We start from the raw sequence: 22,994 nt of genomic DNA on the forward strand, positions 1-22,994 counted from the left end.
CCAAGGAGAACCATGTCCACGACGGCGCCAGCCCCCACCACGGCCCCCGGCTTCGACGAGCTCCCCGGCCGTTACAAGGTCCGCGACCTCGCCCTCGCCGAGGCCGGACGCCACCAGCTCCGCCTCGCCGAGCACGAGATGCCCGGCCTCATGGCCCTGCGCGCCGAGTACGGCGCGTCGCAGCCCCTCGCCGGGGCGCGCATCGCCGGGTCGCTGCACATGACCGTCCAGACCGCGGTGCTCATCGAGACGCTCGTGGCCCTCGGCGCCGAGGTGCGCTGGGCGAGCTGCAACATCTTCTCGACGCAGGACGAGGCCGCTGCCGCCGTCGTCGTCGGCCCCGACGGCACGCCCGAGGACCCGCGCGGCGTGCCCGTGTTCGCCTGGAAGGGCGAGAGCCTCGAGGAGTACTGGGACTGCACCGAGCAGATCCTCGTGTGGCCGGGCGAGGGTGCCGCCGGCCCGAACATGATCCTCGACGACGGCGGCGACGCGACGATGCTCGTCCACCTGGGACTGCAGTACGAGCGCGCGGGCGTCGTCCCGCCCGACACGCTGCCGGGGGAGCCGGACCACACGCACGAGATGAACGTCGTGCGCTCCGTCCTGCGCCGCGCGCTGGAGCAGGACCCGCTGCGCTGGACGACGATCGCGCAGGCGATCCAGGGCGTCACCGAGGAGACGACGACGGGCGTGCACCGCCTGTACCAGCTCGCGGAGGCCGGCGAGCTGCTGTTCCCCGCGATCAACGTCAACGACTCCGTGACGAAGTCGAAGTTCGACAACAAGTACGGCATCCGGCACTCGCTGCCCGACGGCATCAACCGCGCGACCGACGTCCTCATGGGCGGCAAGGTCGCGTTCGTCGCCGGCTACGGCGACGTCGGCAAGGGCGCCGCGGAGGCGTTCCGCGGCCAGGGCGCGCGCGTCATCGTCTCGGAGGTCGACCCGATCTGCGCGCTGCAGGCCGCGATGGACGGCTACCAGGTCGCACGCATCGAGGACGTCCTCGACGAGGCCGACTTCTTCATCACCACGACGGGCAACAAGGACGTCATCCGCGCCGACCACATGGCCGCGATGAAGAACAAGGCCGTCGTGGGGAACATCGGCCACTTCGACAACGAGATCGACATGGCCGGGCTGGCCGACCTCCCGGGCGTCACGCGGACCGAGATCAAGGCGCAGGTCCACGAGTGGACCTTCCCCGCGGGCACGGGGCACGACGGCACGGAGCGCGGCGAGCGGTCGATCATCGTGCTCTCCGAGGGGCGCCTGCTCAACCTGGGCAACGCGACCGGCCACCCGTCGTTCGTCATGAGCAACTCGTTCTCCAACCAGGTGATCGGGCAGATCGAGCTGTACCGCGACGCCGTGGAGTCGGCCGAGGCCGGCCGCGAGCGCTCCTACGAGCACCAGGTGTACCGCCTGCCGAAGGTGCTCGACGAGAAGGTCGCGCGACTGCACCTGGACGCGCTGGGCGTGCGGCTCACCGAGCTCTCGCCGTCCCAGGCCGACTACCTCGGCGTGCCGGTCAGCGGTCCGTACAAGCCGGAGCACTACCGCTACTGACGAGGTCGTGCGTCGCCGCGCGGCGCCCTCCACCGGGAGGGCGCCGCGGGGCACGCCGCGGCCTGCTCCGGCGGTGCTCCGGCGGTGCGCTGCCCGACCGCTTCGACGCCCGACGTCGGGATGTCCCCCCTCCGGTCCGGTGGACCGCTCCCTGGTGGAGGCGTGGTCGGTGTCGCCAGACTGGCACCATGATCGCCGTGACCCCTGACCAGCCGGGCGTCGTCCCCGCGGCCGAGCCGTCGTCGTCGGGCACCCCCGCGACGTCCGCCACCGCGGGCGCCCCGGACCCCGCCGCCCCGGCCACGTTCGCCGGCACGCGCCCCGACCCGCGCTACGTCGACCACCGCAGGCCGGTCCCGTTCCTGCGCGCGCCGTTCGCGGGCCGGACCTGGCGCGAGCACGGGTACCTGTGGCTCGCGCTGCTGCTCGCGCCGTTCGGGTTCGCGTACGCGGTGTTCACCGTGTCCTTCCTCGCCGGGGTGCTCGTCACGGTGCTCGGGATCTTCGTCGCCGGCGGCCTCGTGCTGGGGGGACGGGGCTGGGCCTCGATGTACCGGGCGATGGCCCGCACGATGCTCGACGTCGACGTCGCGGCACCCGCTCCCTACGTCCGGCCGCGCGGCTTCTGGCGCACCCTGTGGAGCGGTGTCGGCGACGGGGCCGGCTGGCGCGCCGTGCTGTTCCTCGTCGTGGCCCTCCCGCTCGCGATCGTCTCGTTCGTCACGAGCGTCGTGTTCCTCGCCGTCGGTCTCGGCGCCATGACCCACTGGGTCTGGTCGCGGTGGCTGCCGCTCCAGCAGGCCGGCGACGGGACCTGGCACCGGGGCGCCTCGTTCGGCACCGACTGGTTCGTGGACACGCCCGCGCGCCAGCTCGGGCTCGTGCTCGTCGGCGCCCTCTTCCTGTGGGTCTGGCCGCACGTCACGCGCGCGTTCGCGCACCTCTTCCGCGTGCTCACCGTCGCCCTGCTGGGCCCCACCCTGTCGAGCCTGCGCGTCGCGGACCTCGAGGAGTCGCGCGGCCGCACGGTGGAGGACGCCGACGCCAAGCTGCGGCGCATCGAGCGCGACCTGCACGACGGCACGCAGGCGCGTCTCGTCGCGGTCGCGATGCAGCTCGGCGAGGCGAAGGAGCAGCTCGCGACGGGCGGCGACGCGGACGAGGCGCTCGACCTCGTCGACCTCGCCCACTCCTCGACCAAGGAGGCGCTCGTCGAGCTGCGCGAGCTCGCCCGCGGCATCCACCCGCCCGCGCTGGACAACGGCCTCGCCGTCGCCCTCGAGACGCTCGCCGCCCGGTCGCCCCTGCCCGTGACGGTCGACGTCGACCCGGCGGTCGAGGCGTCGGGCCGGCTCGCGCCCGCGGTGGAGTCGATCGCGTACTTCTGCGTCGCGGAGCTGGTGACGAACGCCGTGAAGCACGCCCGCGCCACGGGCGTCTACGTGCTCGTCGAGCGGCAGGGCACCGGTCGCGCCGCACGCCTGCGGCTGCGCGTGCGCGACGACGGACAGGGCGGTGCGCGCGTCGTGCAGCCCGGCTCCGACGGCCAGCGGTCCGGTCTCGCCGGTCTCGCGGAGCGCGTGCGCTCGGTCGACGGGTCGTTCGAGCTGACGAGCCCCGTCGGCGGGCCGACCGTCGTGACGGTGCTCCTGCCCGTCCGGGTCTGACCGCGGCCGCGGCGACGTCGCCGCGGCGCGCGCCTCGCGTCGTCGGGCAGGATGGCCCGGGGCGCTCACCCGACCGGGGCGTGCGGCCCTCGACCGGAAGGACACCATGCGGCTCGTCATCGCCGAGGACTCGGCCATCCTGCGCGACGGGCTCGTCGCGCTCGTCACGCGCCGCGGCCACGAGGTCGTGGCCGACGTGCCCGACGGCGACGCGCTCGTCGCCGCGGTGACGCGCCTCGCGGCCGAGGGCGCGCTGCCCGACGTCGCGGTCGTCGACATCCGCATGCCCCCGACCTTCACCGACGAAGGGCTCCGTGCCGCGCTCGCGCTGCGTGCCGCGCACCCGGGCCTCGGCGTCCTGCTGTTCTCGCAGTACGTCGAGACGCGCTTCGCGAGCGAGCTGCTGACGGGCGGCGCCCAGGGCGTGGGCTACCTGCTCAAGGACCGCGTGGCCGACGTGAGCGAGTTCGTCGACGCGCTCACGCGCATCGCGGCGGGCCAGACGGTCCTCGACCCGGAGGTCGTCAGCCAGCTCATGGGCGCGTCGCGGTCCGACGACGGCCTCGCGCGCCTCACGCCGCGCGAGACCGAGGTGCTCGAGCTCATGGCCCAGGGGCGCTCGAACTCCGCGATCGCCGAGTCGCTCTTCCTCTCGTACGGCGCCGTCGAGAAGAACGTGACGTCGATCTTCGGCAAGCTGGGCCTCCCGCAGGACGCGGGCGACCACCGTCGCGTCCTCGCCGTGCTGCGCTACCTCAAGGTCTAGGGCGCCCCGTACCGCCGTAGGGCGCGGGGAGAACCCCGGTGTGGCCGGGCGGCTGGCCGCGCAGAGGGCGGGGGCGGGTCCCGTTCCAGGTCAGGGCATGTTTCTCAAGACTGGTGAGAGCCGGATGACGCCGGCTCCCACCGACCGAGGAGCGTCTCGTGACCGCCCTGCTCGACCCACCCCGCCCACCCCGGACACCGCACGCGGAGCGCCCGCCGGCGGCCACCTCGACGGCGGGGCAGCGCCTCGCCGTCGCGCGGCGCGCGACCACCGACGACGCCCCCGGACCACCGCGCGACGTCTTCGTCGACGCCGTCCGGGCGGTCGCCACGGTGTGCGTCGTGACGGTGCACTGGCTCATGGCCGACGCGACGTGGGACGGCCGGCGCCTCGAGCTCGGCAACGCGCTCGCCCACGGGTACGGCTGGACCGCGACGTGGGTGCTGCAGGTGCTCGCGCTCCTGTTCTTCACGGCCGGGGCGTCGGCCGCCTACGGGCTCCAGCGCGAGCCCGACGCTGCGACGACGTCCGGGCTGCGGCTCGTCGTCCGGCGCCTGCCGAGGCTGCTGCGGCCGGTCGGGGTCTTCGTCGGTGCGTGGGTCGCCGTGGTGGGCGCCCTCCTCGCCCTCGGGATGCCCGACGACGTGGTGCTGGCCCTCGCGCGCCTCGCGCCGCAGCTCCTGTGGTTCCTCGGCGTCTACGTCGTGCTCGTCGCGCTCACGCCGGTCCTGCGGCGCGCGCTGCACGCGACCGGCTGGTGGGGCGTCGCCGGGCTCACGGCGGTGCCGCTCGCCGTCGAGGCCCTGCGCTTCGGGGCGGGCCTCGAACGGCTCGCGCTCGTCGACGTCGTGCTGGTGTGGGCGGTCCCGTACGCGCTCGGCGTCCTCTACGCCGACGCGCGCGCCGGGATCCGGGTGGTGCGTCGCGGGCGCGTCGTGCCGGTCGCGGTCCTGCCGTCCCGCACGGTGCTCGTCGCGGTCGCCGCCGGGGCGCTCGCGCTCGCGGCGCTCCTGGTCGCCGTCGGGCCGTACCCCGTGTCCCTCATCGGGATGCCGGGCGACCCGATGTCGAACCTCGGCCCGCCGACGGCTCCCGTCCTCCTCCACGCGGTCGGCCTCGTCGCGCTGGTGGTCGCGGCGCGCGGTGCCCTCGTGCGCTGGGCGGACGGCCCCGGACGCGGCGTGGTGGCCGCGCTCGCGGCCCGGTCGATGACGGTCTACCTGTGGCACGTCACCGCGATGATCGCGGTGGTGGCGTTCGTGCTCGTGGTCCTCGGCACGCCGCTCCCGGAGCCGGGGTCCGCCGACTGGTGGGCGAGCCGGCCGCTGTGGTTCGGGGCGTTCGCGCTCGTCCTCGCAGGGGTCGCGCGCGTCGTCGGGCGGTTCGAGGGGCCCGCGCGCAAGGATGCCGGCACCCGGCGCAGGACCGGTGCCGCCCGGCCGGTCACCGCGACGGGTCGGGCACCGAGTACGGCAGCCGGTGCAGGAGCTCGGCCTGCTCGGCGGCGAGCGCCTGCTGGCGTCGCGCGGTGACCCAGTCACGGTCCCGGCGCTCCGCGAGCACGGCGAGCAGGAACAGCTCGGGGTGCGTCCCTGGGGGCGGTCCCGGCGCGACGTACCGCTCGACCTGGCCGGCGAGCTCCTGCCCGAGCCGGGCGCGCGAGGCCGGGTTGAGCCGGTCGGCGCGCGCGAGGAACTGCCGGGCGGCGAGCGCCAGGCCGTCGGGGAGCCGCCGCATGTCCGCGTGCGACGCCCAGGCCTGGAGGAACGGCGGCATGGCCAGCGGGGCGAGGGTCGCCCGGCCGCCCCGCACGCGGATCGCGTAGGTCCCGGCCGCCATGTCGCCGAGCCGCTTGCCGCGGTCGTTGGTCAGCGACGCGACGAGCGCGACGGTCCCGAACGTGAGCCACAGCTCCCCGATGCCCACGAGCGCCCGGAGGAAGGCGTGCCGGAACCGGACCGGACCGCCGTCGTCCCGGACCACGCGGATCCCGAGCGCCAGCTTGCCGAGCGAGCGGCCGCGCGTGAGGGTCTCCACGGTCGTGGGAATCACGACCATGACGAGCGCGAGCAGCGTGATGAGGATCGCCGGGCCGAAGGCGGGGTCGACGAAGGACAGGGAGCGGGCGACGACGAAGGAGAGGCCGACGAGGACGACCCCGATCGCGAGGACGTCGAGGAAGAAGCCGAGCCCCCGGGAGAGGAAGGACGCCGGCCGCGCGTCGAGGACCACGCCCTCACCGATCAGGATGCCGTCGCGCACGTCGCTCCTCGCCTCGTCCCGTCCTGGACCGGCCGCTGACGGCCGAGGTGCCCGGCCGGGTTGCCCGGTCCGGTCGCGCCGCTGCGCGACCTTTCCGTGTGGCAGGGTATCGGTCGTGGACCTCGACGCCTTCACCGACGTGCACCGCGCGCAGTGGGACCGCCTGGAGACGCTGACCAAGCGGCGGTCGCTCGACGGCGCGGAGGCGGACGAGCTCGTGCGCCTGTACCAGGCCGTGGCCACGCACCTCTCGACGATCCGCTCCGTCGCCCCGGACCCCGTGCTCGTCACGCGGCTCTCCGACCTGCTGGGCCGCGCCCGCACCCGTATCGCGGGCGCGCACGAGCCGGCCTGGCGCGACGTCGTGCGCTTCCTCGTCGTCTCCCTGCCCGCGGCGCTGTACCGGATCCGCTGGTGGTCGGTCGGCGTCACGGTGGCGTTCCTCGTCGTCGCGCTGGTCGCGGGAGTGTGGGTCGCGACGACGCCCGAGGGGCTGGCGTCGATGGGCCCGCCGAGCGTCCAGGAGGAGTACGTCCAGAACGCGTTCGCGTCGTACTACGACCCCGGCCTCGACTTCGCGGCCGTCGTGTGGACGAACAACGCGTGGATCGCCGTCCAGTGCATCGGGCTCGGCATCACGGGCGTCTACCCGGCCTACGTGCTGTTCGCCAACGCGGTCGGCGTCGGGTCGACCGGCGGGATGATGGCCGCGCACGGCGAGCTCGACCTGTTCCTCACCCTCATCGCGCCGCACGGCCTGCTCGAGCTCATGTCGATCTTCGTCGCGGGCGCTGCCGGGCTGCGCATCTTCTGGGCCTGGGTCGACCCCGGGCCGCTGCCGCGCTCGCGCGCGCTCGCGCAGGAAGCGCGCGCGCTCGTCACCGTGGCGATCGGCCTCACCATCGCGCTCGCGGTCTCGGGGCTCATCGAGGGCTTCGTCACCGGGTCGACCATGCCGTGGTGGCTGAAGATCGTCATCGGCGCGATCGCGCTCGCGGGCTTCTGGGTCTACACGATCGTGCTCGGCCGTCGTGCGGTGCGCGCGGGGGAGACGGGCGACCTCTCGGCCGACGAGGCCGGCGACGTCGCCCCCGTCGCCGCCTGAGCCGTCCGTCCCGGCGGCCCTGAGCCGTCGGCTCCGTCCCCGAGCCGTCGGTCCCGGCCTCGCCGGGCGACGGGGCTCAGGCGTGCAGGACGACGCTCGGTCGCGCGCCGGGGACCGCGACGCGCAGCCAGTCCTGCGCTCGCGCGACGACCTCGTCCCGGACGGCGGCCTCGGCGAGCCGGGCCGCCGGCGCACCCGCGGTGCTCGTCGGGCTCGCGACGGCGCCGCTCCCCGACGGCGCCAGGGGCCGCACGTCGACCCGCGCGACGGGCTCGCCGCCGTCGGTCGCGGTGCTCCACGTCCAGGTGCCGGCCACCCGGCCGTCGACGAGCACCGTGGCCGCGACCTGCCCGTTGACGCTCACGACCTGCTTCACGGCGACCCCGCCGAGGACGCGGGCGCGGTCGTCGTGGGCGAGCACGAGGTTGTCGAAGTCCGCGGCGAGCACCACGGGGACGGGCTCGTCGCCGCGCGGGCGCGGGGCGTCGGGAAGGTCGAACAGCTCGACGGCGGGCGGTGCACCGGCGCTCCGGGCACCCGCTCCGCCGGCACCCGCTCCGCCGGCACCCGGTCGACCGGGGCCCGAGAACGTCACGAGCTCGGGTCGCAGCGCCTCGACCGCGGTGCGCAGCCGGGTCAGCCCGGACCACCGCTGCACGTCGGCGACCGTCGCGGGGCCGAACGCGGCGAGATAGCGGCGCACGAGCCGGACGCGCGCGGCGAGCACCGCGTCCGGGTCGCTCGCCGTCGCGACGGCGCCCAGCTCGTCCGCGGACCGGTGCGTCGGGCCGCCGAGCCAGGCGTGCGCCGTCGTCCACGTCGTGGTGGTGCCGGGCCCGCTCGCGCCCCACAGCCCGCGCGGCGGGACCTGGACCAGGGGCAGCAGGCAGCGCGCACCGTACGCGAGGTGCTTCGGGTCGACCTCCGGCCAGCGCGCGGCCAGGCGACGCCCCAGCTCGACGGACGTGAGCGGCTCCGCGAGCAGGTCGGTGGCGACCTGCTCGAGCTCGTCGAGGTCGACGTCCCGCAGGGCGTCGCCGTGCTGGTTCTTCGCGCGCAGGTACGCGACGAGCGCGGGGCGCGCGTGGGCGGCGAGCTCGAACGCGTCGTCGGCGGTGACGAGGTGCACCGTGCCCCGCAGCGTCGCGATCCGCACGAGAGAGCGGTCCAGGAGCCGCGCGCCGAGGTCGTCCGTCGCGAACCCGGGCATCCGCGACCACAGGCCGGCGTAGGGCGACGACGGGACCTGCGACTGGAGGCCCACGAGATGGCCCACCTCGGCGACGACGCCCGTCGCGACGTCGGCAGGAGCCCCGTCAGGAACCTCGGGACGCCGTGGAGCGAGGTGCTGACGCGCGAGCAGCGCGCGGTTCAGGTCGTCGTGGTCGAGCCACGGCCCGTACCGGTCGTCGCCCACGCCCCTCACCGCCGGGTCAGGACAGGACGATGGCGAGCGCGGGGATGACGAACGTCGCGAGCAGCGCGGCGACGACGATGATCGCGACGCGCCGGTTGCGCCGCTCGCGGTCGCGCGGGTCGGTCGGCTGCCAGGCCACGGGCACTCCTGAGGTCGGGGGTCGTGCGGCCACGACCCTACCGTGCGGCACCGACGCGCCCTCACCCGAGGAGAACCGCGGTGGGCGGGGCGGTACCCGACCGGGGTACCACCTCCCGCGACGGGGTACCACCTCGTGGCTGCGGGCGGCGAGGTCAGAGGCGACCCGCGGCCTTGAGGGCGAGGTAGGTGTCGGCGAGCCGCGGCGCGAGCTCGTCGGGCAGGGCGTCGACGACCTCGACGCCCCGCTGCCGCAGGACCGTCGTGACGGCGGCGCGCTCGATCTCCCCGCGGGCCGCGGCGGCGGCGTCGTAGACCTCCGCGGTGCCGCTCCGGTCGGCCCGCAGCTCGGCGACCTCCGGGTCTCCCGCCGCCGCGAGGACCACCTGGTGCTTCGACGTGAGCTGCCCGACGACGGGCAGGAGGCCGGTCTCGACCGCCGCGGCGTCGAGCGTGGAGAGGAGCACCACGAGCGCGCGCTGCGAGAGCCGCTCCTGGACGGCGCCGACGAGGCCGGGCCAGTCCGTCTCGAGGAGAGCGGGCTCGAGCGGCGCGAGGGCGTCGGCCATCGCGGGCATGAGCCGGGGGCCCGCGGCCCCGGCGACCCGGGCGCGGACCGTGCGGTCGAACGCGACGAGCTCGACCCGGTCGCCCGCGCGGCCCGCGAGCGCGGCCAGGAGGAGCGCCGCCTCGATGCTCGCGTCGAGCCGCGGCTCGTCGCCGAGGCGCGTGGCCGACGTCCGCGAGGTGTCGACGACGATCAGCACGCGGCGGTCCCGCTCGGGCCGCCACGTGCGCACCACCATGTCGCGGCCCCGGGCCGACGCGCGCCAGTCGATGGAGCGCACGTCGTCGCCGATGACGTACTCGCGCAGGGAGTCGAACTCGGTGCCCTCGCCGCGGACCTGCACCGCCGCGCGACCGTCCATCTCACGCAGTCGCGCCAGGCGGCTCGGCAGGTGCCGGCGCGAGGCGAACTCGGGCAGGACGCGCAGCCGCCCGGGCACCGGGATCGACGCCTGACGGGCCGCGAGCCGCAGCGGGCCGAACGACCGGATCGTCACGCGGTCGGCCACGCGCTCGCCGCGCCGGGTCGGGACGAGCACGGTCACGGCGCGCGTCGCCTCGCCGGGTGGCAGGTCCACCGTGTGCCGGTTGGCCTGCGTGCCCGCCGACGGGGGCCACGCGTCGCGCACGAGCGCGCGCAGGCGCCGCGGCGCGAGGTTGGTCAGGGTCAGGGTCGACGCCGCGCGGTCGGTGAGCCGGACGGAGCCCGGCACGCGCCGCTCGATCGCGACGCGTCGCGGGGACGCGGCGAGCGCGACGTCGAGCGAGCACACCGCGACGACGAGCAGCGCCCACACGAGCACCGTGCCCGGCACGGGGAACAGCAGCACGGGCACGAGGCCGAGCGCCACCAGCACGACGGCGCGCCACGTCAGGGCCACGTCGAGCGCCTCAGCGGGGGACGGGCACGGAGGCGAGGACCGTGTCGAGCACGCTCTCCGCGGTGACGCCCTCGAGCTCTGCCTCGGGCCGCAGCTGCACGCGGTGGCGCAGCGTGGGGTGCGCGAGGGCCTTGACGTCGTCGGGCGTCACGTACGAGCGGCCGGACAGCCACGCCCACGCGCGGGACGTCGCGAGCAGCGCCGTGGCGCCGCGCGGAGAGACGCCGAGCGACAGGGACGGCGAGTGACGCGTCGCGCGGCACACGTCGACCGCGTAGCCGAGGACCTCGCGCGCCACCTGCACGCGCGCGACCTCCGCACGAGCCCGGTCGAGGACGGCCCGCGCAGCGACGGGACGCACGCCCGCCCCTGCCAGGTCGCGCGGGTCGAACCCGGCCGCGTGCCGGGCGAGGACCTCGACCTCCTGCTCGCGCTCGGGGAGCGGCAGCACGACCTTGAGGAGGAAGCGGTCGAGCTGGGCCTCGGGCAGGGGGTACGTGCCCTCGTACTCGACGGGGTTCTGCGTCGCGATGACGAGGAACGGGTCGGGCAGCGGCCGCGGCGTCCCGTCGACGGAGACCTGACGCTCCTCCATCGCCTCGAGGAGCGACGCCTGCGTCTTGGGGGGCGTGCGGTTGATCTCGTCGGCGAGCAGGAGGTTCGTGAAGACGGGTCCCTCGCGGAACGAGAACTCGGCCGTGCGCGCGTCGTAGACGAGCGACCCCGTGACGTCGCCCGGCATGAGGTCGGGCGTGAACTGCACGCGCTTGGTGCCGAGGTCGAGCGACGCGGCGAGGGTGCGCACGAGCAGCGTCTTCGCGACGCCGGGCACGCCCTCGAGCAGCACGTGCCCCTTGCAGAGCAGGGCGATGAGCAGGCTCGTCACGGCGCCGTCCTGCCCGACGACGGCCTTGCCGACCTCGGTGCGGACCGCGGCCAGGGCCTGGCGCAGCTCGAGCGACGGCGCGGGCGGGGCTCCGTGCGCGGCCGCGGGAGGACGCGGTGCGGCCTGCTGCGGCGCGTACGGCTGCGGCTGCCGGGACGACGGCGCGCCGTCGGGCCGGTCGGCGGGCTGCCGGGACGCGTCGTGCCCCGCGGCAGGACCCTGGGCGGCGGCGCTCACGCGGTCCGCGACCGAGCCGGAGGCCGGCTCGTCGTGCGGCCTGTCGCCGGAGGGGCTCGGCGGTGCGTCGGACCGTGGTGCGGGGGCGAAGCGGTCGGGCTGGGCCGGCGTGCTCTCGGGGCCCTCGGTGTGCTGCGTCACGAGTGGTAGACCTCGCTCTCGATCTGGTCAAGGTGACGCGCGAGCTCGAGCAGCGCCGCGTCGTCGGCGGGTGGGGGTCCGTACAGGAGGTGGGCGAGCTGGTCCGGCGGGCGACCGGTCGCGCGCGCGACCGCGTCCACCAGGGACGCCGCGTCGGCGGAGCGCGGGAGGCCGAGGCGTCCGGCGAGCCGGTCGGCCGCGCTCGCCCGCAGACCGGCGGCGGCGTGGCCGCGGGACCCGGCACGGCGGTAGAGGCGCCCGCGCCCGCGTGTCGTCTCCGCCGCGCGCACGACGACCGGTAGGTCCTCGGTGACGAGCGGCCCGAGCCGGCGCCCGCGCCACAGCGCGACGACGAGCACGAGGACGAGGAGCTGGAGAGCGACCACGCCGGTCCACGGCGGCAGCGTCAGGGCCGGCTGCTCGTCCCCGCCGGACAGCGTGGTGTCGAAGGGGTCGGGGACGAGCCAGACCAGTCGCTCGTCCGCGCCGAGGGCCCACAGGGCGAGCGCCGCGTTCCCGTCCTCGGTCACGGTGTCGTTGCGCAGGACGGCGGCGGTGTCCACCGCGCGCACCGTGCGGCCGTCGGCCTCGTGGACGAGGTACGCGCCGGCGGTCGTGTCGGTGGGGGAGGGGAAGCACACGACCGTGCTCGCCCCGGTGCCCGCACCGGTGAGGGCGAAGCCGACGCCGTTCGACCGGAGCCCCCCGGCGGCGTTCGCGGCGGGGTCCTCGCACCGCGGCTCGCGCACGGCGGAGCCGTCCGGCCAGTCGTACACGAGCTCCGCCGTCCCGGCGGTCGCGGTCGACAGGAGGTACTCGTTCGGCGCGACGAGCACGAGGTCCGCCGCGGTCGCCACGAGCGCGTCGGCCTGCTCGTCGAGGAGGAAGTCGCTCTGCGCGACGAGCACCGTCGTGTCGTCGCCCGCCGCGGCGACGGCGTCGCCGACGGTCCGCACGTACGTGACGTCGACGCCCCGGTCGCCCAGCACCTCGGCGACGGCCCGGCCGCCCCCCGGTCCGGGGTTGTCGGGGGCCAGCGGCGTGCTCGACGTCGCCGGGCGCGCGACCGCGGAGAGGCCGGCGAGCGCCAGGAGCGCGACGAGGACCGCGACGGGCCAGCGGGCGCGCCGCCAGCGGCGGCGTGCCCGGGTGGCACCCGTGGAGCCGTCGCCGACGACCGGCACGTGCGCGGTCGCGACGAGACGCGTGGGGCCGGCCGCGGTCGTCGCCGGTGGTGGTGGCGTCGCCGTGCTCATGCGTCACCTCCGCCGGGTGCGGCACCGGCCGCCACGAGCTCCGCGCGCGCGAGCGGACGCGCCGCGGCGGCGCGCGCGTCGAGGTCGCGCAGGAAGGCGTCGGCGTCGGGGCCGACGGCCACCTTGCCGTAGCAGACGTCGTCGAAGAGGTGGGCACCACGCCCGAGGTCGCCCGCGACGTCGGGCAGGCGCTCGCCGGCCGCCTGCGCCGCCTCCCAGGCCGTGCGGCCCGGTCGCGGGTCGAGCAGCGCCCGCTCCTCGAGCGCGCGCACGACGGCGCGGAACCGTTCGAGCACGGCCGTCGCCCAGTCGCCGGTCGCGGCGGCGGCGTCGGCCGCGGCCCGCAGCTCGGTCGCGCTGCGCGTGTCGTCCTCCAGGACGACCGCCGAGGAGGCCCTCCGCCGGGAGAGCCGCACCGGACCCGCGACGCGGTAGGCGATCCCCGCGACGAGGAGGACGACCGCGACGATCACGAGCGCCACCCAGGGCGTCGAGAGGTCCAGGACGGGAGCTCCGTCGAACAGGCCGGTGAGCCACTCGATGAACCGTGCCAGGAGGGACGGGTCGGTGCTGTACTCCGGCTTCGCGAGCTCCTCGAGGACCCAGCGGCGCGCCTCGTCGGCGTCGGGCTCGACCGGCACGTCGGCCGCGAGCAGGGTGAGGATCATGCGGGGGGCTGCTCGCTCGCTGCCGCGGCGAGCTCGACGTCGAGGCCTTCGCGCCGCATGCGCACGTCGATGTAGAGGAGCGCGACGATGCTGCCCAGGAAGAGCGTCAGGGCGATCGTCGACACCGCGACCCCGAGCGTCGTGACGAGGTTGCCGACGAAGACCTGCCCGGCGCCGAGAGCGATCCCGCCGACGAGGCTGAACGGGGTGATGAGGATCTGCGTGACGACGTAGATCGCCACGTACGCGAGCAGGTAGATGCCCAGGAGGCGCCAGAACGACCCGCGCGTGAGCCGCCAGACCCGCGACACCGTGACCCAGAACGGCTGCCCCTCGAGCGCGAGCGCGGGCGGCACGAGGCCCGTCCGCACGCCGACCCACACCACGAGCACGAGGTAGGCGGGGATCGCGAGGAGTACCGAGACGCCGCCGAGCGCGGGGTCGACGGAGAAGGCGAGCACCACGAGGAGCACGAGCGCCGTGACGAGCAGCGCCCCGGCGAGACCGAGGAGCAGCGTGAAGCCGATGAGGAACCACGCACGCCGTCCGACCTGCGACCAGACCTCGCCGACGCTCGCCCGGCGGCCGATGACCGACTGGCCGATGGAGACGGTGAGGAGCCCGCTGACGATCGGCGTGGCGAGAGCCGTGGTGATCGTCGTGCCGAAGAGCGTCGAGTAGAGGGTGGCGAACTGCGACTCCATCCCGCCGAGCCCCGCCTCCGAGGGGAGGGCGAAGAACGCGTCCGCGACGTAGCCCGAGAAGGCGTAGCCGATGAGCGCCCCCACGATCGTGGCGACCACGACGACGATCGTGCTCATGCCGAGCATGACGCGCGGGTTGTGCCGGATCGCGCCGAAGGACCCGTCGAAGATCTCGCCCAGCGTCAGCGGTCGCAGCGGGATGATGCCGGGCTTCGAGGCCGGCGGGACGTACGGCACCCCGCCGAACCCGGCCGGGGGCCCGTAGCCCGGCTGGCCGAACTGCTGCTGACCGTACTGGCCCTGACCGTACTGGCCCTGCCCGTACTGGCCCTGACCGGGCTGCCCGTACGCGGGCTGCTGCCCGGGCTGCCCGTACGCGGGCTGCTGGCCGGGCTGGCCGTACGCGGGCTGGCCGTACCGGGGCGGTCCCGGCGACGCGCCCGTCGCGGGGCCGTAGCCCGGCTGCCCGTACGTCGGCGTCCCCCAGGCGGACGGCTGCGACGGCGCGCCACCCGCTCCGGGGGCCGTGGCCCCTGCGTCCGGCGCGTCCGGGGCCGATCCGTCCGGCGTGTCGGGGGCGTCAGGTGTGCTCATCGGGGCCGTCGTCCTCGCTCGTCGTGTGTCGTCGCCTGCTCGTGCCCTGCTCGCCGTCAGCGCCGCCAGCTCGCCGTCCGCGTGCCGGCCGCCGACGACCGCCCGACCTCCCGGGACGCGACGCGGCACCGCCGGCGAGGCCACCCTAGTACGGGGCCACGACGTGCGACGGGAGCACGCCCACCGGTGCCGTCGCCCCGCGATGGCAAGATGTGCGCATGAAGGTTCGCGTGCTCGTGGTCGACGACGACACCGCTCTGGCCGAGATGATCGGCATCGTGCTGCGCTCGGAGGGTTTCGAGCCGGTCTTCTGCGCGGACGGCGACCTCGCGCTGGAGACGTTCCGCAACGCGCAGCCGGACCTCGTGCTGCTCGACCTCATGCTCCCCGGCAAGGACGGCACCGAGGTGTGCCGCCTCATCCGGGCGGAGTCGGGCGTCCCCGTGATCATGCTGACGGCCAAGAGCGACACGGTCGACGTCGTGCTCGGCCTGGAGTCGGGCGCGGACGACTACATCTCGAAGCCGTTCAAGCCCAAGGAGCTCGTGGCCCGGATCCGCGCGCGCCTGCGCCGCACGGACGAGCCCGCGCCGGAGCACCTCGCCATCGGCGACGTCGAGATCGACGTCACGGGGCACCGCGTGCTGCGCGGCGGCGAGGCGATCGCGCTGACCCCGCTGGAGTTCGACCTGCTGGTGGCGCTCGCGCGCAAGCCGTGGCAGGTCTTCACGCGCGAGGTCCTGCTCGAGAAGGTCTGGGGCTACCGGCACGCGGCCGACACCCGGCTCGTCAACGTCCACGTCCAGCGCCTGCGGTCGAAGATCGAGCACGACCCGGAGAACCCCGAGATCGTGCTCACCGTCCGTGGCGTCGGGTACAAGGCGGGTGCGGCGCGGACGTGAGCACGACGGCCGGCACGGGCGCGCGGCGACGCGGTGCGTGGACCCGGCTCAGGGTCCGCGCACGGGCCGCCGTGCGCCGCGCCGTGTGGCGGTGGCGGTCGTCGATGCAGCTGCGCGTCGTCACGTCGGCGCTCGTCGTCGGTGTCGTGGTGGTCGCCGCGCTCGGCGCGTCCCTGTCGGACTCGATGCGCGACGGCCTGTTCGAGCGCCGCATGGCCGAGATCGACCTGGAGAGCGCGCAGTCGACGGCGCAGGCCCGGCGTACGCTCGACGCGTCGCCCGCGTCCAGCGTGTCCGAGGCGCAGTCCCTCCTGTACGACCTCTACTCGATGCTCCTGTACAGCGGCTCGGCCTCGCGCGAGGTCTTCCTGTGGCGCGCGGACGACGAGACGTCCGGCGCGCTCCTCGACCTCTCGTCGAACGACCAGCTCGACGGGCTCGTCTCGCCCGAGATGCGCGAGCAGACGCTCGCGGCGGACGGCGGGCAGAAGCGCCAGTCCGTGGCCATCCCGCAGGACCCGTCCGACCCGGGTTCCCCCGTGGTGCCGGGCGTCGTCGTCGGCTCGACGGTCGAGGTGCCGATCGGCGGGACCTACGAGCTCTACTACCTGTACGACCTCGAGGCGGACCAGGAGACGCTGTCGTTCCTGCAGTCGGTCCTGCTCGTCGGGGCGCTCGTCCTGCTCGCGCTGCTCGGCGGGATCACCGCGCTCGTCACGCGGCAGGCGGTCGTGCCCGTGCGGCAGGCCGCGCGGGTCGCGGAGCGTCTCGCCGACGGGCACCTCGACGAGCGGCTGCCCGTCAAGGGGCACGACGAGATGGCCTCGCTCGCCCGGACCTTCAACGAGATGGCGCACAGCCTCCAGGAGCAGATCGGGCGCATGGAGGAGCTGTCGATGCTGCAGCGTCGCTTCGTGTCCGACGTGTCGCACGAGCTGCGCACCCCGCTCACCACGATCCGCATGGCGTCGGAGGTGCTGCACTCCTCGCGGGACGAGTTCGACCCGGTCTCGCGGCGCTCGACCGAGCTGCTCCAGGCCCAGCTCGACCGGTTCGAGGACCTGCTCGCCGACCTCCTGGAGATCAGCCGGTTCGACGCCGGCGCGGCGGTCCTCGACGCGGAGCGCCGCGACGTGCGCGACGTCGTCAACGCCGCCGTGGACCACGCCGCACCGCTCGCGGAGCGCAAGGGCGTGTGGCTGTCGGTGCACCTGGGGGACGAGCCCGTCACGGCCGACGTCGACCCGCGGCGCGTCGAGCGCGTCGTGCGGAACCTCGTCGTCAACGCGATCGAGCACGCGGAGGACAAGCCGGTGGAGATCACCGTCGAGGGCGACGGGCACGCGATCGCTGTGGTCGTCCGCGACCACGGGGTCGGGATGACGCCCGACGAGGTCCAGCACGTGTTCGACCGGTTCTGGCGCGCGGACCCCGCACGGGCCCGGACGACGGGCGGCACCGGCCTCGGGCTGGCGATCTCGCTGGAGGACGCGCACCTGCACGGGGGCTGGCTCGAGGCGTGGGGGCGGCCGGGGCGCGGGGCCGCCTTCCGGCTCACCCTGCCGCGTCGCGCGGGCATCCGGCTCCAGTCCTCGCCGCTCCCGCTGGTCTCCGAGGTCACCGGCGACCGCGGGCTCGGCAGCGGCTGGACCGCCCACGCCGCCGTCGTCGAGGACGTCGACGGCACCGTCGGGCCGGCCGACCTGCCGTCGGTCACCGGCGGCATCCCGGTGGTGCTCCCGGCCGGGGACGACCCGTCCGTGCGCGGGGTCGGGCGATGACGGCGGCCCGGGCGACGCGTCGCCGGCCGCACCGCGCGGCGCTCGCGGCCCTCGTCGCGGCGCTCGCCGTGGGGCCCGTCGCGGCCTGCGCGTCCATCCCGACGTCGGGTCCGGTCGTCGACGGGGAGACGGTCCTGTCGCAGCGCGGACCGGTCTTCGTGCGCGCCGACGCCCCGCGTGAGGACGCGCTGCCCGAGCAGATCGTGCGCGGCTTCCTCACGGCGCAGGCCGAGGGCGCGTCCGGCTCGTTCGACGTGGCCACGCAGTACCTGACGCCGGAGACCGCCACGACGTGGTCGCCGCTCGCGCAGGTCGCCGTGCTGGGTGCCGAGCCGGAGCTCGTGGTGGACGACTCGCGCGCCGAGGAGGGCGTCGCGACGGTGCGCGCGACCGCCGACGTCGTCGGCACGGTCGACGCCCACGGGGTGTACACCGAGGAGGTCCCGGGCACCACGACGGACCTCGTGTACGGGCTCGTGCGCGACGACGAGGGCCAGTGGCGCGTCGACGCGACGGACGACGGCCTCGCGGTCTCGGCGACGAACTTCGTGCAGACGTACCGCGCGACGGACCTGTACTTCCCGACGCCCGACCGCCGGTACCTCGTGCCCGACGCCCGGTGGTTCCCGAGCCGGAACTGGCAGACGCTCGCGGTGCGCGAGACGCTGGTCGGCCCCGTCCCGTGGCTCGCCGGGTCCGTGACGACGGTGGTCCCGGAGGGGACCGCGCTGAGCATCGACTCGGTCACCGCGCCCCCGTCCGGGCCCGTCGAGGTGCCGCTCACGGACGCCGTCTCGGGGACGTCGCCGGAGGACCGCGCGGTGCTCGTCGCGCAGCTCGGGGCGTCGCTGGGGAACCCGTCGCCGCGCGAGGTGCAGATCACGGTCGAGGGCGTGCCGCTCGGCGCCGTGGACGAGACCACGGCGCGGCCGGCCACGACGCCGAACGACCCGGTCGTCCTCGCCGGCGACCAGGTGACGAGCATCGTCGGACGATCCACCCAGCCCCTGGAGTCCGTCGCCCCGCTCACGGGCCTGCAGCCGACCGCGCTGGCGTTCACCGGCTCGTCGTCCGACGCGACGTTCGTCGTGCGCGACGGGTCCCGCCGCCTCGTGACGGCGCCCACCGCGGACGAGGAGCCCGTCGTGCTCATGGAGGGCGAGAACCTCCTGGCGCCGAGCGTGGACCGGTTCGGCCTCGTGTGGAGCGGCCCGCAGGAGCAGCCCGGGTCGTTCCGGGTCGCCGACCTCGAGGGGACCGTCACCGAGGTGGCCGCGCCGTGGCTCGACGGCCGGACCGTCATGTCGCTGCGGGTCGCGCCCGACGGCGCTCGCATCGCCGTCGTCAGCGCGACGGGGACGGGCCTGCAGGTGCACGTCGCGGGGGTCCTGCGGGACGAGGAGGGCCTGCCGACCGAGCTCTCCGAGCCGGTGCGCGTGGGGCAGCCGATCGTCGCGGCGAGCCAGGTGGTGTGGGTGGACCGGACGACCCTCGGCGTGCTCGGCCGGTCGAGCGGCGACACCGCGCCGGTGGTCCACCTCGTGCCCGTGGGCGGCCCGACGAGCAAGGTGTCCCCGCTCGAGGACGCCGTCTCGCTCGCCTCCGGGACCGGCGTCGGCACGATGCTGCTCGGGACGAGCGAGGGCAGCCTGTACGCCGCCGGCTCCTCCTCGTTGTGGACGCGCGTGGCCACCGAGGTGCGGCTCCCGACGTTCCCCGGCTGAGCACGCCGGGCCCGGCCGTCCACAGGCCCGGTGCGGCGCGGCTCGTCCACAGGACCTGAGGGCGGCCCGGGCCCGGTCGCCCCGGTGCGCGACCCTGCGGCGATGAGCAGCCGTCCCGTGCCCGCGCGATCCGTCCCCGCTGTCCTCGCCCGTGGCGTGCGCGACGTCGTGCGCCTCGCCCTCCCCGTGACGTGCCCCGGGTGCGGGGCACCGGACGTCCGCTGGTGCACGCCCTGCCTCGCCGTGCTGGGCGCCACCCCGTGGCGCTGCGAGGCCACCGCGCCGCGCCTCGACCGGTTCGACGGCGTCGACCCGCTCCCGGTGTGGGCCCTCGCCGGCTACGCCGGCGGCCTGCGCGACGTCGTCGTCGCGTGGAAGGACCGGGGCCGGGCGGACCTCGACACCCCGCTGCGCACGGCCGCCCGGGAGGCGGGCGCGCACCTGCGCCCCGTGCTCGGCCCCGGCGGGCCGGTCCTCGTCGTGCCCGCCCCGACCACCCGGGCCGCGCGCCGGACCCGGGGCCGGGACCCGGTGGCGGGGATCGCCCAGGCGTTCGCCGCAGGGCTGGGGCCGCCCGCCCGCACCGCGCGGGTCCTCGTGCAGCGCGGCGGGGGACGCGACCAGGTCGGGCTCGGGACGCGCGCCCGCGGCGACCGGCTCCGCGCGGTCCGGCTCGCCCGGCCGGACCGGGTGCGCCGCGTCGTCGGCCCCGCCACGTCGGTGCTCCTGGTCGACGACGTGCTCACCACGGGAGCGACCCTCGCCGCGTGCGAGACGGCTCTCGCCGGCGCCGGGATCCCCGTCCTCGCGGCCTTCGTGCTCGCCGCCACGCCGTCACCGCGGCGCGATCCGTGACCTGCTCCGCGCGCTCCCGCGGGTCCCGCGGGCAACGGTCGAAGGTCCCGGTGTTCACCTCCCGTTGAGACTGCCGACACCACGGACCGGGGGTTACGCTGAGGGCCAGTCGCCGCGGGGACCGGGCGCACAGGGACACCTGTGCCGTTCTCCGCGCGAGCCCGCCGAGCGGGACGCCCCGGCGTCGCAAGGAGGTGGTAGACCACCGGCACCGACCACGGTGCCCTACCAGATCCGGACCGACGCTCGAGAATCGGGCGTCACTACCCTCGTGGAGGCTCACATGGAGATCGTCGTCGTCGGCAGGCACACCGAGGTGGCCGACCGCTTCCGGCAGCACGCGGAGGACAAGCTCGCCAAGGTCCAGCAGCTCGCGCCCACGGCGCAGCGCGTGGACGTCGAGGTCACCCACGAGAACAACCCCAGGCTCTCCGGGGTCCGCGAACGCGTCGAGCTCACCGTCCGGGCCAAGGGGCCCGTCGTGCGGGCCGAGGCCGCCGCCGACGACCGGTTCGGTGCCCTCGACCTGGCGATGGAGAAGCTCGCCGAGCGCCTGCGCCGCGTGCGCGACCGCCGCAAGGACCACCGGAACCACACCGTCGTGCCGCCCGTCGACGTCCGTCCCTACGACCCCGTGGCGCACTCCGCGCCGGCCGCGCCCACGCCGACGGCCCCCACCGAGCCCGGCGAGGCGGTCGAGACGCCCCTGGGCGACGGCGACTCGCCGGTCGTGATCCGGCAGAAGCTGCACAGCGCCGAGCCCATGACCGTCGACGACGCGCTCTACGAGATGGAGATGGTCGGGCACGACTTCTTCCTCTTCGTCGACGTCGAGACCGCGCGCCCGTCCGTCGCGTACCGGCGACGCGGGTGGACCTACGGCGTCGTCGCGCTCGACACGTCGTGCGACTGCGCCGAGGCGAAGGTCGAGAGGTCCGCCTGACCCTCCTGGACCCCTTGCGGTCCTGAGTCGCCTCCGGACGAGGTGAGGGTGGGCGCGGTCGCGCGCGCCCACCCTCACCTCGTCCTCTCCTGTCCGGGCCGCCTCGCGTCGTGCGAGGCGGACCGTCGCTCCGTGTGGGTGGGGTCGGGCAGGATCGGGGGGTGGTCACCGTCGAGACGATGTCGTTGTCGCAGGCCAGGCGGGTCGCGCTCGCGGCGCAGGGTCTGCACCGGCCGCGCCCCTTCGGGGGCGCCGGGGGAGAGGGGCGTGCCGGGGCGCCGACGATGCGCCACGTGCAGGGGGTGGTCGACCGGCTCGGGCTGCTGCAGATCGACTCGGTGAACGTCCTGGCGCGGGCGCACCTCATGCCGCTGTACGCGCGCATCGGGCCGTACGACACCGCGCTGCTCGACCGGGCCGCCGGACGCGCGCCGCGCCGGCTCGTGGAGACGTGGGCGCACGTCGCGTCCTACGTGCCGCCGTCCACCTGGCCCCTGCTGGAGTGGAGGCGCCGCCGCTATCGCACGGAGGCCTGGGGCACCATCAGCGGCGTCGAGATGAGCCACTCCGAGACGGTGGAGGACGTGCGCCGTCTCGTGACCGACCGAGGTCCGATCACGGCGAGCGAGGTGCACGCGGTCCTCGAGGAGGAAGGGCGCGCCCACCCGCGCGACCGGTCGCAGTGGGGCTGGAACTGGACGGTCGCCAAGCGGGCGCTCGAGTTCCTCTTCTTCACGGGCGAGATCACGTCGGCGCGCCGCAACGGGGCGTTCGAGCGGTGCTACGACCTCACCGAGCGCGTCCTGCCGCCCGAGGTCGTCTCGGCCGACCCGGTCCCGGACGCCGACGCCGTGCGGGCGCTCCTCGAGATCGGGGCCCGCGCCCACGGCATCGGCACCCTGCGCTGCTTCAAGGACTACTTCCGGCTCGCGGGCCCGGCCGTGGGCACGGCGCTCGCCGAGCTCGTCGAGGCCGGGACGCTGCGGCCCGTCGCCGTGCGCGGCTGGGACGAGCCGACCTACCTGCACGCCGACGCCGCCCTGCCACGGCGCGCGACGGCGACCACGCTGCTCAACCCGTTCGACCCCCTGGTGTTCGAGCGCACCCGGCTCGAGCGGCTGTTCGACGTGCGCTACCGGATCGAGATCTACGTCCCGGCCGCGAAGCGGGTGCACGGCTACTACGTGCTGCCGTTCCTCGACGGCGAGGACCTCACGGCACGCGTCGACCTCAAGGCCGACCGGCGGGCCGGCGTCCTGCGGGTCCTCTCCGCGCACCGGGAGCAGGCGGCGGGTGCCGAGACCGCGGCCCGGCTCGCCGCCGAGCTGCGCGTGCTCGGCGCGTGGCTGGGCGTGCCCGAGGTCGAGGTCGCGCCCTCCGGCGACCTCGCCGCGGCGCTCTCGGCGGAGGTCGCGGTCAGCGTCTGAGGGCGAGCGCGGCCAGCCGGCGGACGACGTCGTCGGGCGACGTCACGCTCGTGTCGATCTCGTGGGTGCACGCCGCACGCAGCGGCGGCACGACGGCGCGGGTGTCGGCGACGATCCGCCCGCGCTCTGCCTGATCCTTGCCGAACGGGTTGGTGGTCCGTCGGGCGACCCGGTCGAGCATGACGTCGAGCGGTGCCGTGAGCAGCACCACCGCGTCGAACCGGTCGCGGAGCACGCCTTGGTTCGGCGCCGTCCCGGCGACGACGAGCGGACGACCCGCCCGGTCGTCGAGCAGGGCCGCCATCCGGTCCGTCCGCCACACGCGGTCGACCGTGCCGCGCGGGGCACCGGGCACCTGTGCGAGGACGCACCAGTCGCCGTCGTCGGTCTCGACGACGTCCACACCGCGGCTCGCGAGACCGCCGAGCGCCGTCGACTTCCCGACACCCGACATCCCCGTCACGAGCACGTGCGCCACGAGCCCGAGCCTACGGGCGCCGC

20 protein-coding genes are annotated in these 22,994 nt (G+C 75.6%); 11 read left to right on the plus strand and 9 right to left on the minus strand.

Annotated features, from left to right (window positions below; genetic code table 11):
- The first annotated feature begins 12 nt into the window (after positions 1 to 12).
- The 4 genes from ahcY to ACWPWV_RS11795 all read left to right on the plus strand — a co-directional run bounded on the left by ahcY (position 13) and on the right by ACWPWV_RS11795 (position 5,537).
- Entirely contained in the window at positions 13 to 1,572 is a 1,560-nt protein-coding gene (gene ahcY, locus ACWPWV_RS11780) for an adenosylhomocysteinase (protein ID WP_454043174.1), read from the plus strand.
- A 188-nt stretch (positions 1,573 to 1,760) separates the two neighbouring features.
- Positions 1,761 to 3,239 (plus strand): sensor histidine kinase, encoded by a 1,479-nt coding sequence (locus ACWPWV_RS11785; protein ID WP_454043175.1) that lies wholly within the window; start codon positions 1,761 to 1,763, stop codon positions 3,237 to 3,239.
- A 106-nt stretch (positions 3,240 to 3,345) separates the two neighbouring features.
- Positions 3,346 to 4,005: a response regulator transcription factor gene (locus ACWPWV_RS11790; RefSeq protein ID WP_454043176.1), complete on the plus strand. Its 660-nt coding sequence runs from the start codon at positions 3,346 to 3,348 to the stop codon at positions 4,003 to 4,005.
- Between the two features lie 158 nt (positions 4,006 to 4,163).
- Positions 4,164 to 5,537, plus strand: a complete 1,374-nt coding sequence (locus ACWPWV_RS11795) for an acyltransferase family protein (RefSeq protein WP_454043177.1) — start codon at positions 4,164 to 4,166, stop codon at positions 5,535 to 5,537.
- On the opposite strand, the gene ACWPWV_RS11800 is transcribed toward ACWPWV_RS11795, so the two are convergent.
- On the minus strand, positions 5,449 to 6,267 hold the full coding sequence (locus ACWPWV_RS11800) for an RDD family protein (protein WP_454043178.1): 819 nt from the start codon (positions 6,265 to 6,267) through the stop codon (positions 5,449 to 5,451). The two genes, ACWPWV_RS11795 and ACWPWV_RS11800, sit on opposite strands and share 89 nt — an antisense overlap.
- Positions 6,268 to 6,382: 115 nt before the next feature.
- On the opposite strand from ACWPWV_RS11800, the gene ACWPWV_RS11805 reads away from it, so the two are divergent.
- Positions 6,383 to 7,372 carry a stage II sporulation protein M gene (locus ACWPWV_RS11805; protein WP_454043179.1) on the plus strand — a complete coding sequence of 330 codons (990 nt, stop codon included), beginning with the start codon at positions 6,383 to 6,385 and terminating at the stop codon, positions 7,370 to 7,372.
- A 76-nt stretch (positions 7,373 to 7,448) separates the two neighbouring features.
- Here the strand turns inward: ACWPWV_RS11805 and ACWPWV_RS11810 are convergent, their stop codons facing one another.
- From ACWPWV_RS11810 to ACWPWV_RS11840, 7 genes are all read right to left on the minus strand, one after another.
- A complete protein-coding gene (locus ACWPWV_RS11810) occupies positions 7,449 to 8,789 on the minus strand; it encodes a winged helix DNA-binding domain-containing protein (protein WP_454043180.1) in 1,341 nt (446 codons plus the stop codon).
- 16 nt (positions 8,790 to 8,805) lie between these two features.
- Complete coding sequence (locus tag ACWPWV_RS11815; protein ID WP_285821096.1) at positions 8,806 to 8,928, minus strand: hypothetical protein; 123 nt, start codon at positions 8,926 to 8,928, stop codon at positions 8,806 to 8,808.
- A 154-nt stretch (positions 8,929 to 9,082) separates the two neighbouring features.
- Positions 9,083 to 10,375 (minus strand): DUF58 domain-containing protein, encoded by a 1,293-nt coding sequence (locus ACWPWV_RS11820; RefSeq protein ID WP_454043181.1) that lies wholly within the window; start codon positions 10,373 to 10,375, stop codon positions 9,083 to 9,085.
- Positions 10,376 to 10,385: 10 nt separating this feature from the next.
- A complete protein-coding gene (locus ACWPWV_RS11825; protein ID WP_454044528.1) occupies positions 10,386 to 11,498 on the minus strand; it encodes an AAA family ATPase in 1,113 nt (370 codons plus the stop codon).
- Between the two features lie 137 nt (positions 11,499 to 11,635).
- Positions 11,636 to 12,895, minus strand: a complete 1,260-nt coding sequence (locus tag ACWPWV_RS11830; protein ID WP_454043182.1) for a DUF4350 domain-containing protein — start codon at positions 12,893 to 12,895, stop codon at positions 11,636 to 11,638.
- Entirely contained in the window at positions 12,892 to 13,563 is a 672-nt protein-coding gene (locus ACWPWV_RS11835; RefSeq protein ID WP_454043183.1) for a DUF4129 domain-containing protein, read from the minus strand. The genes ACWPWV_RS11830 and ACWPWV_RS11835 overlap by 4 nt, the downstream gene beginning before the upstream one ends.
- Positions 13,560 to 14,861 (minus strand): DUF7544 domain-containing protein, encoded by a 1,302-nt coding sequence (locus tag ACWPWV_RS11840; RefSeq protein WP_454043184.1) that lies wholly within the window; start codon positions 14,859 to 14,861, stop codon positions 13,560 to 13,562. Before ACWPWV_RS11840 ends, ACWPWV_RS11835 begins: the two co-directional genes overlap by 4 nt.
- A gap of 218 nt (positions 14,862 to 15,079) precedes the next feature.
- Here ACWPWV_RS11840 and mtrA point away from each other — a divergent pair, with 218 nt between their 5' ends.
- From mtrA to ACWPWV_RS11870, 6 genes are all read left to right on the plus strand, one after another.
- Positions 15,080 to 15,763, plus strand: a complete 684-nt coding sequence (gene mtrA, locus ACWPWV_RS11845) for an MtrAB system response regulator MtrA (RefSeq protein WP_435736671.1) — start codon at positions 15,080 to 15,082, stop codon at positions 15,761 to 15,763.
- The gene (gene mtrB / locus ACWPWV_RS11850) at positions 15,760 to 17,544 is read left to right on the plus strand and encodes an MtrAB system histidine kinase MtrB (protein WP_454043185.1); all 1,785 of its coding nucleotides are present in this window, start codon (positions 15,760 to 15,762) and stop codon (positions 17,542 to 17,544) included. Before mtrA ends, mtrB begins: the two co-directional genes overlap by 4 nt.
- Positions 17,541 to 19,268, plus strand: a complete 1,728-nt coding sequence (locus ACWPWV_RS11855) for an LpqB family beta-propeller domain-containing protein (RefSeq protein ID WP_454043186.1) — start codon at positions 17,541 to 17,543, stop codon at positions 19,266 to 19,268. Before mtrB ends, ACWPWV_RS11855 begins: the two co-directional genes overlap by 4 nt.
- A 102-nt stretch (positions 19,269 to 19,370) precedes the next feature.
- Positions 19,371 to 20,123 (plus strand): ComF family protein, encoded by a 753-nt coding sequence (locus ACWPWV_RS11860; RefSeq protein WP_454043187.1) that lies wholly within the window; start codon positions 19,371 to 19,373, stop codon positions 20,121 to 20,123.
- 283 nt (positions 20,124 to 20,406) lie between these two features.
- On the plus strand, positions 20,407 to 21,066 hold the full coding sequence (gene hpf / locus ACWPWV_RS11865; protein ID WP_454043188.1) for a ribosome hibernation-promoting factor, HPF/YfiA family: 660 nt from the start codon (positions 20,407 to 20,409) through the stop codon (positions 21,064 to 21,066).
- 179 nt (positions 21,067 to 21,245) lie between these two features.
- A complete protein-coding gene (locus tag ACWPWV_RS11870; RefSeq protein ID WP_454044529.1) occupies positions 21,246 to 22,493 on the plus strand; it encodes a winged helix-turn-helix domain-containing protein in 1,248 nt (415 codons plus the stop codon).
- Here ACWPWV_RS11870 and ACWPWV_RS11875 read toward each other — a convergent pair.
- Positions 22,483 to 22,971, minus strand: coding sequence for an AAA family ATPase (locus ACWPWV_RS11875; RefSeq protein ID WP_454043189.1), 489 nt, complete (start codon positions 22,969 to 22,971; stop codon positions 22,483 to 22,485). The genes ACWPWV_RS11870 and ACWPWV_RS11875 overlap by 11 nt on opposite strands.
- Between the last annotated feature and the right edge of the window lie 23 nt (positions 22,972 to 22,994).

The organism is Cellulosimicrobium sp. Marseille-Q8652 (genome assembly GCF_965112045.1).

Bases quoted from the DNA above. Each gene is read 5' to 3' on its own strand.
- ahcY (WP_454043174.1), top strand. From the start codon at position 13: ATGTCCACGACGGCGCCAGCCCCCACCACGGCCCCCGGCTTCGACGAG.
- ACWPWV_RS11785 (WP_454043175.1), top strand. From the start codon at position 1,761: ATGATCGCCGTGACCCCTGACCAGCCGGGCGTCGTCCCCGCGGCCGAG.
- ACWPWV_RS11790 (WP_454043176.1), top strand. From the start codon at position 3,346: ATGCGGCTCGTCATCGCCGAGGACTCGGCCATCCTGCGCGACGGGCTC.
- ACWPWV_RS11830 (WP_454043182.1), bottom strand. From the start codon at position 12,895: ATGAGCACGGCGACGCCACCACCACCGGCGACGACCGCGGCCGGCCCC.
- ACWPWV_RS11835 (WP_454043183.1), bottom strand. From the start codon at position 13,563: ATGATCCTCACCCTGCTCGCGGCCGACGTGCCGGTCGAGCCCGACGCC.
- ACWPWV_RS11840 (WP_454043184.1), bottom strand. From the start codon at position 14,861: ATGAGCACACCTGACGCCCCCGACACGCCGGACGGATCGGCCCCGGAC.
- mtrA (WP_435736671.1), top strand. From the start codon at position 15,080: ATGAAGGTTCGCGTGCTCGTGGTCGACGACGACACCGCTCTGGCCGAG.
- ACWPWV_RS11855 (WP_454043186.1), top strand. From the start codon at position 17,541: ATGACGGCGGCCCGGGCGACGCGTCGCCGGCCGCACCGCGCGGCGCTC.
- ACWPWV_RS11860 (WP_454043187.1), top strand. From the start codon at position 19,371: ATGAGCAGCCGTCCCGTGCCCGCGCGATCCGTCCCCGCTGTCCTCGCC.
- hpf (WP_454043188.1), top strand. From the start codon at position 20,407: ATGGAGATCGTCGTCGTCGGCAGGCACACCGAGGTGGCCGACCGCTTC.
- ACWPWV_RS11870 (WP_454044529.1), top strand. From the start codon at position 21,246: ATGTCGTTGTCGCAGGCCAGGCGGGTCGCGCTCGCGGCGCAGGGTCTG.